Raw genomic sequence first — 15,683 nt, forward strand, 5'->3', positions numbered from 1 at the left:
TTTAAGAATATGTTCCCAATAATAAGGAAACTATTTTAGGATTAAATCTCCCTCTCCTTGGGAGAGGGTCGAGTAGAGGATGTCTAAAACTGATATACCACTTCTAGTTTATAATCTTTCAACGATGCTCTGGCTTTTTCTAAATCTTCGGTAAAACCTAAGATGTATCCGCCGCCGCCAGATCCACACAGTTTCAAATAGTAATCATTGCTGTCAATGCCTTGCTGCCAGATTCCGTGAAATTGTTCCGGTATCATTGGTTTGAAGTTATTCAAAACTACTTTTGATAATTTCTTGGTATTCATGAACAATGATTTCATGTCTCCACCAAGGAAATTTTCAACGCAAGCATCGGTATATTTTACAAATTGATTTTTCAACATCGCACGGAAACCTTTATCTTTTAGGCTTTCCATGAAAATATTTACCATCGGAGCCGTTTCGCCTACAATTCCTGAATCTAATAAAAAGACAGCACCTTTTCCGTCAAAACTTTGTGTTGGAATTCCGGTGGCTTCAATATTGTCTTTCGAATTAATCAAAATTGGGATACTCAAATAGCTGTTTAATGGATCTAAGCCAGAACTTTTCCCATGGAAAAAACTCTCCATTTGAGAAAATATATTTTTTAATTGCAATAATTTTTCACGAGTCAAGTTCTCTAAAACCGTGATTTTGTTGTGTGCATATTTATCATAAATAGCAGCTACAAGTGCGCCACTGCTCCCTACACCATAACCTTGAGGAATACTAGAATCAAAATACATTCCAGTTTCCACATCGTTTTTCAATGTTGCTAAATCAAAAGTTACTAAATCCGGTTGCTCGTTTTGTAACGTTTCTAAATACGTTACAAATCGTTTCAAGTGACCGTTTGATTTAATCGCTTCTTCAGATGGATTTTCTTCTTTTTTAAGTGCTCCGTTGTAAAAATTATAAGGAATTGAAAGCCCTTTTGAGTCACGAATAATTCCGTATTCTCCAAAGAGTAATATTTTTGAGTAAAACAAAGGTCCTTTCATATGATGTTTTAAATTAACAATTTGGGGTTGATAATTAGGTATTTGTATAGTAATTTTTATAAATCAACTTGATCTCCACGATTTGCTTCTAAGATTCCTAGATCAATTTCTTCTTGTTGTTCAGGAGATAAATCTTTCCAAACGTCTTTTTTTTGTGATTTGAAAATGTTTTTGATAGCCTCGATTATAGTCGTATCGTCAGTTTCTAACAGCATTTTAATCAATTCTAATTTCTCTGATTGAATATCCATAATTTTAGCTCTTTAAAAAATAAAGATAGGGAAAAAATAGGTTAAATCAACACAGCGCCATTTCCAATTTCGTCACAAATGTACTGACCATTTTGACAATAGCCAACTAATTCGTTCTTAATAAATTGTAAAACTGTTTCGGCAACATTTTCAGGATACAAAACGTGCACATTTGCACCAGCATCCAGTGTGAAACAAACTGGAATTTTAGTCTCATTTCTAAATTTCCAAATTGCATTTATAATCTCCAAAGTGTTCGGTTTCATCAATATAAAATAAGGCATCGAGGTCATCATCATGGCATGTAACGTCAAGGCTTCACTCTCTACAATTTTGATGAATTCTTCCAGATTTCCATTTTCAAAAATTGAAATCAAGTGGTCCAAGTTTTCATGCGCTTGTGCAAATCGCCTTTCGGCAAAAGGATGGTTGTGCATTAAATCATGTCCCACGGTGCTTGAAACTTGTTTTTCACCTTTGTCAACCAGTAAAATGGTGTCTTGAAAATTCTTAAAATTAGTATGAATAACATTTGGAAATTCCACTCCAAATAAATTAGAACTTCCGGAGATATTAGCATGATTTCCCCAAACTACTACTTGTCCTTTTACACTTCTGCAAGCGCTTCCAGAACCCAAACGCGCTAATAAAGATGCTTTTTGATAGAAATATTCCTCAGTCATTTCAGGGTTTAACACTTTTTCTAAACTCATCAAGTTCATCGCTAAAGCAGCCATTCCAGATGCCGATGAAGCAATTCCGGAACTATGAGGAAAAGTATTTTCAGTGTCAATTGTAAAATGATAGTCTTTTAGAAACGGCAAATAGATTGCAATTCGCTCCAAGAATTTTTGGATTTTCGGCTTGAAATCTTCTTTTGGTTGTCCTTCAAAAAGTAAATCAAAGGAAAATGTACCATCGTTTTCTTTTTTGGTGAAAGCCAATTTGGTAATCGTTTTACAATTATTCAACGTAAAACTCACCGAAGGATTTGCTGGAATTTGATTGTCCTTTTTTCCCCAATATTTTACGAGGGCAATGTTACTGGGTGCGCTCCATTGAAAATTTCCCTTTTCAACTGAATGTGTATATTTTGATGGAATAAAATCGTTTGCTGAAATCATGAATGTATAAATTTACGCAAAGATACTTTTTTTGATTTACAAGCAGATTTGTTTATTCGTCGAATTATACTAAATTTTTGATTAAATTTGGCTCACATTAGAAAAATATAAAAATGAATAAAATCACCCGAATATTAGCTGTTGTTGTTACGTGTCTTGCCATTGGATATTTCTCTGGGACGGTTACTCGTTCTGCTATTACTGCTTGGTATCCCACTTTGATAAAACCAAGTTTTAATCCGCCCAATTGGATTTTTGCACCAGTCTGGAGTATGCTTTATGTGATGATGGGTGTTGCGGCAGGTTTAGTTTGGGACCGAATTGAAGTTGAGAAAGAAGCCGTGAAAAAAGCGTTGATTTTCTTTGCGATACAGTTGGCGCTAAATGCTTTGTGGTCGTATTTATTCTTTGGATTACGCAACCCGATGTTAGCCGGATTAGAAATTATTGTATTGTGGTTGATGATTTTTGAAACGTACATTCAGTTTTCCAAAATCAATAAAATTGCAGGTTATTTGTTTTTACCGTATTTGGCTTGGGTAAGTTTTGCTGCCGTTTTAAATGGAAGTATCTGGTGGTTGAATAGATAAAATTTTGTTTACAGTTTTTTAAATTCAATATTTTTCGCAAACAAAAAATCCATTACAGTCAATACATTGTTGCTTTCGGCTAATGTTTTTGATTTTGGGTCCGCATCGCAAAATTCTAGGAAAAGCTCTATTTGGTCAGGATTTAATTTTAAAGTTTGATGATAAAATTTTTCGTCATAGCTGTTTCTTGCCAATTGTTTGAATTCAATTTGAGGAGTTCCTTTAACGACTTCTTTTTCTTTGATGAACAACTTTAAAATCATTCCGCCAATCCGCATTAAATCCATGCCGTTTTCAATACTACCATTGTAAACGCCCGTTTTTAAGCTTCTTGCTGATTTTTCTACAGCTAATTGGTCAAGTTTTCCCTGTTCGTAGGCTTTGTCAGTGCCTAGTTTTATGGATGGTATTTTTGTAATTACTACTTCTTTTAATTCTTCCGGTTTAAGAATTAATAAAATAGGAAGGTTATTTTTATCAATGGTATTTTGATCTAATGCAATTTTTTTGATGTCATGGTCTTTTGAAATAAAAATGAGTTCATCACCCGCTTTTGCTATAATAAAAAATTCCCCAGCTGCGTTTGTAACTGCGACTTTTTTAGAGCTGAAATTGACAACGTCAACTTTTTCCACAGGAAATTGTTCGTGTAAAACTTTCCCGTTGATTAATTTTTCGGTTTGCGATAAACCGGATTGAAATACAAATAATAGTAAGAAAGCAAAAAAGTAGTTTTTAATCATTCGTAGTGATTTGATTACAAACATATTCAAATCGTTTCATGAAAATGAAAACAGAATGGTAAAGTCTTGTTAATCAAAAACTAAAATTCTCTTAATTAAAGTACTGATATGTAATGACTTTGGTTTTATATAGCACTCGCCACAATAAATCCGCTCGTCCAAGCATTCTGAAAATTGAATCCACCGGTAATAGCATCAATATTTACGATTTCACCAGCAAAATAAAGGTTTTTATGAAGCTTACTTTCCATGGTTTTGAAGTTGATTTCTTTTAAATCGATTCCGCCAGCAGTTACAAATTCTTCTTTAAATGTGCTTTTTCCGTTGACCTGGAAAGTTCCGTTCGTCAATTGATTCGCTAGATTTTGCAATTGAATTTTAGACAAATCGGCCCATTTTGTTTCCGCTTCAATTCCGGAAGCGAGAACCAAGCTTTCCCATAGTCTATTGGTTAATTCGAATGGTGATTTCTTTGAAACCGATTTTTTGGCGTGTTCCTGTTTTAATTCTTTTAGTTTTTTCTCGACATCTTCTTTGTCAGCATCATTAAACCAATTCACGTAAATCGTAAACTGATAATTTTTGTCATGCAAGATTCGGGCGCCCCAAGCCGAGAGTTTCAATATTGCGGGTCCGCTCATTCCCCAATGGGTGATTAACAACGGTCCCGTTGAAGTAAGTTTGGTGTCTTTTACTTTTACGGTTACTTGTGCCGCAACTCCGGGTAATTCTTTTATTCTGGAATCTTTGATGTTGAAAGTGAATAGGGAAGGAACCGGACTGACAACTGCGTGACCAAAATTCTGTAACATTTCCCATACTTTAGGATTGCTGCCTGTGGCCAGAATCAATTTTTCAGTAAGATAGCTTTCAGTTTGGGTTTCAATTTTCCAAAAATTTTCTCCCGACACTTCGGGATTGAAAATAGATTGCACACTTTGTCCTGTAAGTACTGCAATTCCCAGTTTTTGTGTTGCTTTTAGGAAACAATCAATAATCGTTTGAGACGAATTCGAAACGGGAAACATGCGTCCGTCAGCTTCAATTTTGAGTTCCACGCCATGTTTCTCGAACCATTCAATTGTATCGCCGGAGGAAAACTGATGAAAAGGACCGCGTAATTCTTTTTCGCCACGCGGATAAAATTTCACTAATTCATTCGGTTCAAAACAAGCGTGCGTTACGTTGCATCTTCCGCCGCCGGAAATTCGAACTTTTTGCAATACTTCAGCACCCCGTTCTAAAATTGCGACTTTCAGTTTTGGATTTTTCTCTACGATATTAATCGCTGTAAAAAAACCTGCTGCGCCACCGCCTACTATTATTATATCGAAATTCTGGTTCATATTCTATTTGGGAAATCAGTGATGATTCCGTTTACGTTGAATGTTTTTATTTTTTGAATGTCTTCTAATTCATTGATTGTCCATGGAAAAACCTGCAATCCTTTTCCCTGCATTTGTGCCGTGTTTTCTTTTGTCAATAAATGAAAATGCGGATGAATGGATTTCGCATGAATGAATTTGGCGAAAGCCAAAGCCAAGTCTAAATCGGTTTCCGTTAAAACGCCAATTGGAATTTCATCATTTAAAAATGCCACTTGTTGCAATGCATTCCAATCAAAACTGGAAACTAAAAACCGGTCGTATTTCCATCCTTTTTTAGTGACGTATTTTTCAATAAGCGAAACTACTTTATCGGTTGCCTCATAACTTTTGAGCTCAATATTGATAAAACAATCTTGGTTTACCAAATCAAAAACCTCCTTCAGCGTCGGAATTTCGTATTTTCCGTCTATTCGAAAAGTCTTTAATTCGCGCAAAGATAATGCATTTACAAAACCTTTTCCATTGGTCGTTCGGTCAATGGTTTCGTCGTGAATAACGATTATTTCGCCATCAGCACTCAAATGCACGTCGAGTTCAATGCCGTCAACTTGCATATCTAATGCTTTTTGGAATGAAACATAGGTGTTCTCTGGTTCATATCCTTTTGCGCCACGATGTCCAATTTTGAGCATTGTCTTTTATTTTTTGGTAAAGGTAAACATAAAAAAAACGCCTTCATTTCTAAAGGCGTTTGGATTAAATTATTTTAAAAATTAATCTTGTGGGTATAATTCAATTTGTTTGATTTTTTAACCACATAGAAACATAGATTTTAAAATTTTGAAAGGCGTTTCACTTTTTTAGAAAAAACCATAGCTATGTTAACCCAAGACCCGAGCGATAGCGAACAGGCGAAGCAATTGGTCTATACCACTCTTTTTTTCTATGTTTCTATGTGTTTCAATTTTTTATTTAATATTGATTGATGTTTTATTAATTTAATTCGACTGCTTAAAATTATTTTTTCACTTCTAACAAAACAATGTCAAATTCAGAATCGATACTTACTTTTCCATTTAAAACGGTTGCTTCTTTTCCAGAGTATGCATCATTTAATAAGGTACCGTTTGCGAAAATTGAATCTACAGCAAGTTCTTTGGTACCAATTGCCAAATCCAATCCAATAACTACTTTATCCGTAAAATCTCCTTCAGAGAAAGTTCTGGAAAAAGTATATGGTTGGGCGGAAATTTGCTTGTGAATTCCTGCTCCAATCGAAGGATGATTTTTTCTAAATTGACCTAATTTTTGCCAATGCAACAACGTTTTTTGGGTTTCAGGATTCGATTTGATAGCCTCCCAATTCATAAACGAACGTAAGGTAGCATCGCCTTTTGTTCCTTCAATTACTAACGAACGAGCACTTTCGTCACCGTAATATACTTGAGAAAGTCCTGGGCTCAATAATAATTTTGTTCCGCTTTCTATAGTTTTGGTACGATTTGCATCAAAAGGTCCGCCGTCATCGTGTGAAGACAAATAATTCAAAACACTATATCCTTTTAAGTCATTGTTTAGCTTGTCAGAATATTTGGAAAATATAAATTCATAGTCTTTTTGCGCGTCCCATTTGAACTCAAAATTGATCATGTTGTTGAAACCATTTTTGAAATAGTTTATTTTTTTGTCTCCAAAATCAAAATCTTGTCCGCCACTGATGCCGTAATTATAGACTTCAGCAATGGTGTAAAAAGGATTATTGTCCAAAACTTTTGTCGGGTTGTTTTTCTTCCAAGTTTTAAAAGCGTAATCACATTGGGTTTTAAAATCTGCCCAAACGGTTTCATCAGTATGTTTTACGGTGTCGCCTCTGTAACCGTCAATACCGTAATCTGCAATATAATCCGTTAACCATTTTATGATGTAATATTTTGGCGCTCTTGGATAACCGGTACGTGCAAAAAACGCATCTAGTTCTTTCATTTCTTGTTCGTAACGTCCTTCTTTTTTCCATTTTTCGATTAAAAAAGGAGGTACAGCCACAGCTTGATTGCTCTCTGTTTTTACATCTGGAAGATTAGCTACGAGTGTGCAAGCGGTTGTGTTTTCAAATGATTTATAATCGCAAGTTGGTCCCGTTCTCACCCAGTCATTTGGCCAAACCGTATCTTCTGCAGTTACGGGTCCAGTATGATTGATTACGCCATCAAGAATAATTCTGATTCCGTGTGCGTGTGCTTTTTGAACTAACGCAGCCAAGTCTTCTTTGGTTCCAAAGTTAGGATCTAAGTTGGTCCAGTCTCTAGCCCAATAGCCATGAAAGCCATAACTCAAACCGGTTCCTTCATCAACGCCATCATGAATTTGTTCCACTATTGGTGTAAACCAAATGGCATTGATTCCTAATTTATCAAAATAACCTTCGTCAATTTTTTGAGAAATCCCTTTGATATCGCCACCTTCAAAACCGCGAAGTTTACCCGTTGTTTTGGTTCTGTTGAAGTTTATATCATTTGAAGTGTCACCATTATTAAAACGGTCTGTCATGAGGAAATAAACATTGGCACCTTCCCAAACGAAAGGTGTTTTGTTACTCTCAGCAACCGTTTTTGTACTGGAGCAACTACTTAAAATTGTCATGGTTAACAGTAAAAGTGGGATTGAATATTTTTTCATTTTTTCAGTGTTAAATGATTGTTTTTTTTGAAACATATAAGTCATATAAGTTGAAATAATAGCGATACATTTTCTGTCAAGCGCTTTTGTTTTATGCTTTTTCTGATAGAATTTTAATTACTTCAATTCTAAAATCAAAACCGACTTAGGTTCTATTATAATTTCGTTTGTAACGTCAAATGTAAATTCAGAAATTACATCTTTTCCGGTTTTAAAGTTTTTGATGTTTTCTTTGAAACGATTGGTTTTTACCGTTTTTGTTTCGTTGCTGTTGTTCATTAAAACCATCACCGTTTCATCTTTGTTGTATCTAAAATAAACGTAAACATTGTTCTCTGGAATGTAGTGTGTCATTTTTCCAAAATGTACCGCCGCTTTTGTTTTTCTCCAATTGAATAATTTGGAAGTAAAGTCAAAATATTCAGTTTGTCCAGGAGTTCTTCCTTCTTTGACAAAAGCATTATTCTCATCACCTTCCCAACCGCCTGGAAAATCTTGACGAATATCAGCATCACCTTTGTCTTTATCGCCGGCCATTCCTATTTCACTTCCATAATACAATTGCGGAATTCCGCGAACGGTAGCCATCAAAGTCATTGCCATTTTGTATTTTCGGATGTCATTTCCGTAAGTTTGATTGATGCGATTAGTGTCGTGATTTTCGACAAAAATCAACATATTATTGATATTTGGATACAGAAAATCATTGGTAAAATTGTCATACATTTTTACCATTCCTTTGTCCCAAGTTCCTTCATCTTCGTTGAAAGCTTTGGTCGTTGCCTCATATAAAGTAAAATCCATTACGCTTGGTAGATACGAATTGTAATTTTGTATTTCAGCAATTTTACTGTCTTTTTGCCAATAGGCCATTTGTGCTTGGCTTTGCATCCAAACTTCCCCTACAATATTAAAATTTGGGTATTCATCGGTGATGGATTTTGTCCACTTTGCGATGCCTTTTGGATCTGAATAGTTATAGGTGTCGACTCTGAAACCATCTAAATCAGCGTATTCAATCCACCAAATCGCATTTTGAATCAGGTATTTTAAAGTCAAAGGATTTTGCAAGTTTAAATCTGGCATCGAAGGAACGAACCAACCATCTATCGTAATTTTTTTATCAATTTCAGATGCGTTAGTGTCGTGAATAACCGTTCTTTTATGATTGGTTTGGGTGTAGGTGTCAAATTGATTAATCCACTCTTTGGTTGGTAAATCTTTCATCATCCAATGTTCAATTCCCCAGTGATTCGTCACATAATCCATAACCAATTTCATATCTCGTTTGTGCATTTCTGAAGCCAAGCGAACATAATCAGCATTGGTTCCAAAACGAGGATCAATTTTATAAACGTCAGATTGACCATAAGTGTGATAGGAATGCTTAGCATCGTTATCCTCACAGAGTGGCGTACTCCAAATGGTTGTTGCGCCTAAGGAGGAAATGTAATCCAAGTTTCTTATAATTCCTTCAATATCGCCACCGTGTCTTCCTCCGGGTAATTCTCTGTTATATTTTTCTTGGGTCGAATTTTCGCTGTCGTTATTCCTGTTTCCATTGGCAAAGCGGTCCGGCATCAACAAATACATCATATCCGAAGAGTCAAAGCTTTTACGTTCCGCAGAATTTTCTCTTCTTTTATTTAAAGAATATTTTTGTGTGAACGTTTCTTTGTTTTTGCTTTTAAAGGTAAAAACGAAATCAGATGGCGCAACTTTTTTAGTGTCTATTGTAACAAAAATGTAGTTGGGATTCTCGGTTCTTTTTACGTTGGTTATTTTTATCCCATTAGAAACGGTGACTTGGTTTTCAGAAATGTCTTTACCGTAAAAAAGTATCTGCAATTCCGGATTTTGCATTCCCGCATACCAAAAAGGCGGTTCTACTTTGTCGATTTGAGCATGTAACGTTACAGACATAAAAAAAAGGAATAAGGTTATTTTTTTTAGAAAGCTCCTATTTGGGAAAGGTAAAGAAATAATTTTATTCATGGTGAAATAGATTGTTACATTAAATTTTAATGAGGATTATAAAAAAAAGAGTGCTGTTTCAGGGAATTATGTAAGGTATAATTCGAATGTGAATTAGACTTATATAAACAATCCCAATGTGAATTGGGATTGTTTTTTTGCCTGTCAAGGCACGAATCAAGTGATAGAATTAACTACAAGTTCCAGCAATTGTCTTATACGGTAACTAACTTTTCCGGTGTCACAATTACGGATTTTCCGTTTACTTTGAGTGCCAAATCGGTATCGCCAACAATCGAAAAAGTAGTCTCTTTATGATTGATTGCTACTTTCAAAATTTGGTTTCTAAAATTAATTTTAAACGAATATCCTTCCCATTCTTTTGGGATTTTTGGAGAAAAATGAAGTGTATCATCTTTAATTCTCATTCCCCCAAAACCTTCTACGATACTCATCCATGTTCCGGCCATTGAGGTAATATGACACCCTTCTTCTACTTCTTTGTTGTAATCATCAAGATCCAGACGTGACGTTCTTAAATAGAAGGTGTATGCCATATCCATTTTGTCCAATAAAGCCGCCTGAATGGAGTGTACGCAAGGTGAAAGTGAACTTTCATGAACCGTAAAGGATTCGTAAAATTCGAAGTTGTTTTTCAATTCTTCTTTCGAAAAATGATCTTCGAAGAAATAAAAGCACTGCAAAACATCGGCTTGTTTGATGTACGGTGAACGCAAAATTCTATCCCAAGACCATTTTTGATTGATTGGTCTTTGGCTTTTATCCAAATCAGCTACGCGAACCAATTCTTTGTCTAAGAAACCGTCTTGTTGCAAGTAAACATTATGTTCTTCCGAAAAAGGGAAGTACATATTGTCCGAAACTTTTTTCCAAGATTGTAATTCGGAATCCGAGATTTTTACTTTTTCAGTAATTCTTTTGTGGTCAATAGGATATTCCAGAGACACTTTTTGAATTTGCTCGTACGTATATTCGAGACACCATTTTGCAATATAATTGGTATAGAAATTATTGTTTACGTTATTTTCATATTCGTTAGGACCTGTAACGCCAAGTATTACGTATTGGTTTAAATTAGTCGAAAAATTCGCTCTTTGATGCCAAAAACGTGCAATTCCTATTAATACTTCTAATCCTTTTTCAGGAATGTAGCTGTAATCTCCAGTGTATCTGTAAAAGTTGTAAATGGCAAATGCGATAGCTCCATTTCTATGAATTTCTTCAAAAGTAATTTCCCACTCGTTATGACATTCTTCACCATTCATGGTAACCATTGGATACAAAGCAGCGCCATTAGTAAATCCTAATTTAGCGGCGTTTTCAATGGCTTTGTCTAATTGATTGTAGCGGTAAGTCAATAAGTTTCTGGCTACTTCTTGGTCTTTGGTTGCCATGTAAAACGGAATGCAATACGCTTCGGTATCCCAATAGGTAGATCCGCCGTATTTCTCTCCCGTGAAACCTTTAGGTCCAATATTCAATCGAGAATCTTTTCCTAAATACGTTTGGTTCAACTGAAAAATATTGAAGCGAATTCCTTGTTGTGCTTTTACATCGCCATCAATGGTAATGTCTGACATTTCCCAAATTTTTGCCCAAGCAGCAATTTGGTCTTGTAACATTTGATTATATCCTATTCCTAATGCGGATTGAATTACTTTCTCAGCAGCAGTAATGGTGTTTTCATGATTTAAGGAAACTGTGTAACCACCAATTTTTTGTATCGATGATTTTTGGCCTTGAGCCACAATTACATCATAGCTAAACTGAATTCTATCAGTTGTTGCATCAATATTAGAAGGAGAAATTCCTGTTTTTTCACCATTAGACAAAATGCTATTTTGCATAAAAGTGGTTGCTTTGAAATGTGTTTTGAACGTTTGTGCTGTTACAAAAGCTTCATTTCCTGACTTTTTTACATCAAGTGGTTCCCAGAATTTTTCTTCCCAGTTGGCATCTTCATTCGATACACCAGCATCAATATAGGGTTTGTAAACTATTTTTGAATCTTTGTTCAAAGGTGTGATTTCATAATTGATAACCCCAACTTCATCCAACTTCAACGAAAGGAAACGACGTACATTTACGGAAATTTCAGTACCGTTTTTTAACGTTGCTTCAAAAGATCGATTGTACCAACCTTCTTTCATATTGAGTTCACGGCGAAAGTTTTTGACCTCGGAACAGGTATTCAAATCTAACTTTTCTCCGTTGATTTCAATGTCGATTCCAATCCAGTTAGGTGCATTCAAAACTTTGGCAAAGTATTCTGGATATCCGTTTTTCCACCAGCCCACTTTGGTTTTATCAGGATAATAAATTCCGGCAATATAACTTCCCTGGAATGTTTCCCCAGTATAGTTTTCTTCAAAATTAGCACGTTGTCCCATGGCACCGTTGCCAATACTGAACAAGCTTTCGGATGATTTTACGCTTTCTGCATCAAATCCTTCTTCAATGATGGACCAATTATCCGGTTTTATATAATCTTGATTCATTTTATTTTTTGTTTAAAGTTTAAGGTTTCAAGTTGTCTCAAAACTTTAAAAATACATTTCGTTTTATTTTATCAAATTTGCAATGAATGATGTTTCTATCTCAGAAAAGTCTTTAAAGATATATTTCGCTTCATGCAAAGTACTTGCTTCTCCTATTCCTATGCTTGTCATTCTTCCAATATTTGCTGCTTGAACTCCCGCCACTGAATCTTCAAAAACAATTGAATTTTCTGGGGTGATGTTCAATAGTTTTGCGGCCATTAAGAAAACTTCCGGATCTGGTTTGGCATTCGTCACATCATTTCCGTCTACAACAGCTTCAAAATAAGACAGCAATCCTGTTTTTTCTAAAATAGGTCTTGCGTTTTTACTGGCTGAACCCAAAGCGATGGGTTGGTTGTTTTCTTTCAGAAATTTTAAAATTTCAAAAACTCCCGGAAGAATCTCGCTTGCATCCATGTCAACTAAATAGGACAAATAGTCCTCATTTTTTTGAACTAACCATCGGTCTTTGTCTTCTTGTGATGCGGTTACTTTTCCTAATTCTAATATGATATCCAAAGAGCGCACGCGGCTGACTCCTTTTAATAATTCATTATGTTCGTGTGTAAATTCGATATTTAATTCAGCAGCGATTTTTTGCCACGCTAAATAATGGTATTTCGCGGTGTCAACAATTACTCCGTCGAGGTCGAATATAAATGCTTTTGTATTCATTATTATTGTTTTATTACGTCATCAACATCTTTCACTTTTACCACTAAAATGGCAGCAATCAAGAAGCTGACTCCACTGGTAACTAATGCAAATATGGCGTTGTCATTATATATATACTTAACTAAGGGTCCTCCAATTAAGGCATTTACGATTTGGGGAATAACGATAAAGAAGTTGAAAATACCCATGTAAACTCCCATTTTCATTGGGGAAATTGATCCGGCTAATATGGCATACGGCATAGATAAAATACTTGCCCAAGCAATACCAACTCCAATCATGGAGAGAATCAACCAATTTTCATTGGGTACAAAATAGATCGAAATTAATCCTAGTCCACCGATAATTAGAGAGATGGAGTGGGTTAATTTTCTTCCGAATTTTTTTGCGATATATGGTAGCGCAAAAGCATAGAAAGCAGAAACTAAATTGTAAATACCAAACAGTACTCCAACCCAGTCACCAGCGTTTTGATACGCTTCACTTTTGCTGTCCGAAATAGGTAAACCATAAATATGATGGGCTATGGCGGGAGTGGTAAAAACCCACATTCCAAACAGACCAAACCAAGAGAAAAATTGCACCCAGCTTAATTGTCGCATAGTGGTAGGCATTTTTCTGAAATCATCAAAAATGTCTAATAAACTAGATTCTTTAGAACTGGCATCAGCCACTTTAGTTTCTTGATGCACCATTTCGTCTTCAAATTGAACTAACTCTTCAGGAGAATATTCTTTGGCAGAAATAATGGAAACCAAAATAGATACTACTAGTATTGCAGCTCCAATCACAAAGGATAGAATCAAGTGCATAGGAACGCCGCCATTCTCATCTCTATTTGAAACGCCAAACCAATTCGTTAAAACATAAGGAAGCCAAGAACCAATAACAGCACCAAAACCAATTAATGCGGTTTGTACACTAAACCCAAGTGTTCTTTGGTCCGTTCTTAAATTATCTCCTACTAAAGCTCTGAAAGGTTCCATGGCAATGTTGAAAGACGCATCCATAATCATCAGCATTCCGGCACCAACCCACAGGGCAGGTAAAAAAGCGATGAAAATTTCGGCTTGAGGCATTAATATTAGTCCAATTGAAGCTAATAAAGCACCTACTAAAAAGAAAGGTTTTCGTCTTCCGAATTTCCCCCATGTTTTGTCACTGTAATGTCCTATGATGGGTTGAACAATAAGACCCATTAGAGGGGCAATAATCCAAAACCAAGATAGTTCATGCACATCTGCGCCAAAAATCTGGAGAATTCTGCTGGCATTAGCATTTTGAAGGGCAAAACCCATCTGTATTCCCAAAAAACCGAAACTCATGTTCCAAATTTCCCAGAAACTTAATCTACGCTTTTCCATTATCGTAATTTAAATATTAATACGATAAGCGCTATGCTTATCAAAACTTATCTTATTTTTCGAAGTAAAAGTTAAAGTTTTGAGGGGTAAATATAAAAATATATTTCAAACTTTTGTTTTACGGAATGAAATTTTGGAGAACTTTTTCTACTACAAGGTTGTAGTAATGAATAATTTAACAAATAATAATTTAATTGGTGGATTCTCTTTCTATCAAATGGGTTTCGATAACCTCGGTTTTGTAATTTTCATCTTCTTCATCTTCTTTGGATTCGAGTCTTTCGATTAGCATTTTTGCGGCTTTATTCCCCATTTTTATTCCGCTCTGGCTGACGGTTGTAATAGTAGGTGTAGAATATTTAGAAATAATGCCATCCGTAAAGGCAATAACGGCTAGGTCTTTAGGTACATTGAGGCCTATCTTATTGGCGGTTTTGATTATGGTAACTGCGAATAGTTCATTTACCGCAAATACGGCATCAATGGCTTTGTCTTCTAATAGTTTTCCAATAGTGATTTCACAGGTATCTACATCTTCTATCTTGATAATCAGGTTTTCATTAAAAGGGATATCATTGTCTAATAGTGCTTTTATATAACCGTCGGTACGAAGTTTTCCAACGCTCACATAATCAACGGTGGTGACTAGGGCAATTTTTTTTCTTCCCTTATCAATCAGGCTTTGAACGGCTTCATAAGCGGCGGATTTATCGTCAATAATGACTTTGTCGCAAAGGATTTCATTTGTAACTCGGTCAAACATGACAACAGGCATTCCTTGATTGATGACTTCTGTAATATGATGAAAATCACCCCTGAATTGGGTTTCTTTGGAGAGCGACATGATAAAACCATCGATACTTCCGTTAGCGAGCATTTCCATGTTAAGGACTTCTTTGTCAAATGAATCGTCTGACAGGCAGATGATAACACTATATCCATTTTCATTTGCAACCTGCTCGATTCCGTTAATGACCGTTGAAAAGAAGTGGTGGACTATTTCGGGAATAATAATTCCAATTGTTTTGGTTTTTCTATTTTTTAAACTAAGTGCAATATTGTTTGGCTTATAGTGGTAAAATTTAGCAAATGCCTGCACTTTAAGTCTGGTTTCTTCGCCTATTTCAAGGCTGTTTCTTAGTGACTTTGAAACAGTGGAAATGGATACATCTAATTCTTTTGCAATTTGTTTAAGCGTTATTTTCCTTTTCATGTTGAAGCTCTGGTAAAAATTATTTCGTAATAAAGGTAAAATTTAATTTTAGAAATGGTAATTAAAGTGGTAAAAATTTAAATAAATCAGAAAGTTTTCAACACTATTACGTTTTCGTAACTCAATAAAAAATTGGCTTTGTCGGACATAACAAAATTTACA

13 protein-coding genes are annotated in these 15,683 nt (G+C 35.3%); 1 reads left to right on the top strand and 12 read right to left on the bottom strand.

Annotated elements, in window-relative coordinates; genetic code table 11:
* Window positions 1–83: 83 nt before the first annotated feature.
* Genes DR871_RS05800 through DR871_RS05810 form a run of 3 tightly spaced genes read right to left on the bottom strand, consistent with a single transcriptional unit; the run spans window position 84 to window position 2,397 of the window.
* Entirely contained in the window at window positions 84–1,022 is a 939-nt protein-coding gene (locus DR871_RS05800; protein ID WP_113664446.1) for a mevalonate kinase family protein, read from the bottom strand.
* Window positions 1,023–1,078: 56 nt separating this feature from the next.
* On the bottom strand, window positions 1,079–1,273 hold the full coding sequence (locus tag DR871_RS05805) for a hypothetical protein (protein WP_113664445.1): 195 nt from the start codon (window positions 1,271–1,273) through the stop codon (window positions 1,079–1,081).
* 41 nt (window positions 1,274–1,314) lie between these two features.
* A complete protein-coding gene (locus DR871_RS05810; protein ID WP_113664444.1) occupies window positions 1,315–2,397 on the bottom strand; it encodes a diphosphomevalonate/mevalonate 3,5-bisphosphate decarboxylase family protein in 1,083 nt (360 codons plus the stop codon).
* Window positions 2,398–2,510: 113 nt separating this feature from the next.
* Here DR871_RS05810 and DR871_RS05815 point away from each other — a divergent pair, with 113 nt between their 5' ends.
* Window positions 2,511–2,987 (top strand): TspO/MBR family protein, encoded by a 477-nt coding sequence (locus DR871_RS05815; RefSeq protein ID WP_113664443.1) that lies wholly within the window; start codon window positions 2,511–2,513, stop codon window positions 2,985–2,987.
* Between the two features lie 8 nt (window positions 2,988–2,995).
* Here DR871_RS05815 and DR871_RS05820 read toward each other — a convergent pair whose 3' ends face one another.
* The 9 genes from DR871_RS05820 to DR871_RS05860 all read right to left on the bottom strand — a co-directional run bounded on the left by DR871_RS05820 (window position 2,996) and on the right by DR871_RS05860 (window position 15,521).
* Window positions 2,996–3,730: a hypothetical protein gene (locus tag DR871_RS05820; RefSeq protein WP_113664442.1), complete on the bottom strand. Its 735-nt coding sequence runs from the start codon at window positions 3,728–3,730 to the stop codon at window positions 2,996–2,998.
* 125 nt (window positions 3,731–3,855) lie between these two features.
* Entirely contained in the window at window positions 3,856–5,076 is a 1,221-nt protein-coding gene (locus tag DR871_RS05825) for a BaiN/RdsA family NAD(P)/FAD-dependent oxidoreductase (RefSeq protein ID WP_113664441.1), read from the bottom strand.
* Window positions 5,073–5,750: a glycerophosphodiester phosphodiesterase gene (locus tag DR871_RS05830; RefSeq protein ID WP_113664440.1), complete on the bottom strand. Its 678-nt coding sequence runs from the start codon at window positions 5,748–5,750 to the stop codon at window positions 5,073–5,075. The genes DR871_RS05825 and DR871_RS05830 overlap by 4 nt, the downstream gene beginning before the upstream one ends.
* A gap of 325 nt (window positions 5,751–6,075) precedes the next feature.
* Complete coding sequence (locus tag DR871_RS05835; RefSeq protein ID WP_113665425.1) at window positions 6,076–7,734, bottom strand: alpha-amylase family glycosyl hydrolase; 1,659 nt, start codon at window positions 7,732–7,734, stop codon at window positions 6,076–6,078.
* Between the two features lie 117 nt (window positions 7,735–7,851).
* Window positions 7,852–9,729, bottom strand: coding sequence for a glycoside hydrolase family 13 protein (locus DR871_RS05840; protein WP_113664439.1), 1,878 nt, complete (start codon window positions 9,727–9,729; stop codon window positions 7,852–7,854).
* A 194-nt stretch (window positions 9,730–9,923) separates the two neighbouring features.
* Window positions 9,924–12,227 (bottom strand): glycoside hydrolase family 65 protein, encoded by a 2,304-nt coding sequence (locus DR871_RS05845; RefSeq protein WP_113664438.1) that lies wholly within the window; start codon window positions 12,225–12,227, stop codon window positions 9,924–9,926.
* A gap of 63 nt (window positions 12,228–12,290) precedes the next feature.
* A complete protein-coding gene (gene pgmB / locus DR871_RS05850) occupies window positions 12,291–12,944 on the bottom strand; it encodes a beta-phosphoglucomutase (RefSeq protein ID WP_113664437.1) in 654 nt (217 codons plus the stop codon).
* A 2-nt stretch (window positions 12,945–12,946) separates the two neighbouring features.
* The gene (locus DR871_RS05855) at window positions 12,947–14,308 is read right to left on the bottom strand and encodes an MFS transporter (RefSeq protein ID WP_113664436.1); all 1,362 of its coding nucleotides are present in this window, start codon (window positions 14,306–14,308) and stop codon (window positions 12,947–12,949) included.
* Window positions 14,309–14,498: 190 nt separating this feature from the next.
* A complete protein-coding gene (locus DR871_RS05860) occupies window positions 14,499–15,521 on the bottom strand; it encodes a LacI family DNA-binding transcriptional regulator (protein WP_113664435.1) in 1,023 nt (340 codons plus the stop codon).
* Between the last annotated feature and the right edge of the window lie 162 nt (window positions 15,522–15,683).

Source organism: Flavobacterium petrolei, from assembly GCF_003314435.2.
GTDB lineage: Bacteria > Bacteroidota > Bacteroidia > Flavobacteriales > Flavobacteriaceae > Flavobacterium > Flavobacterium petrolei.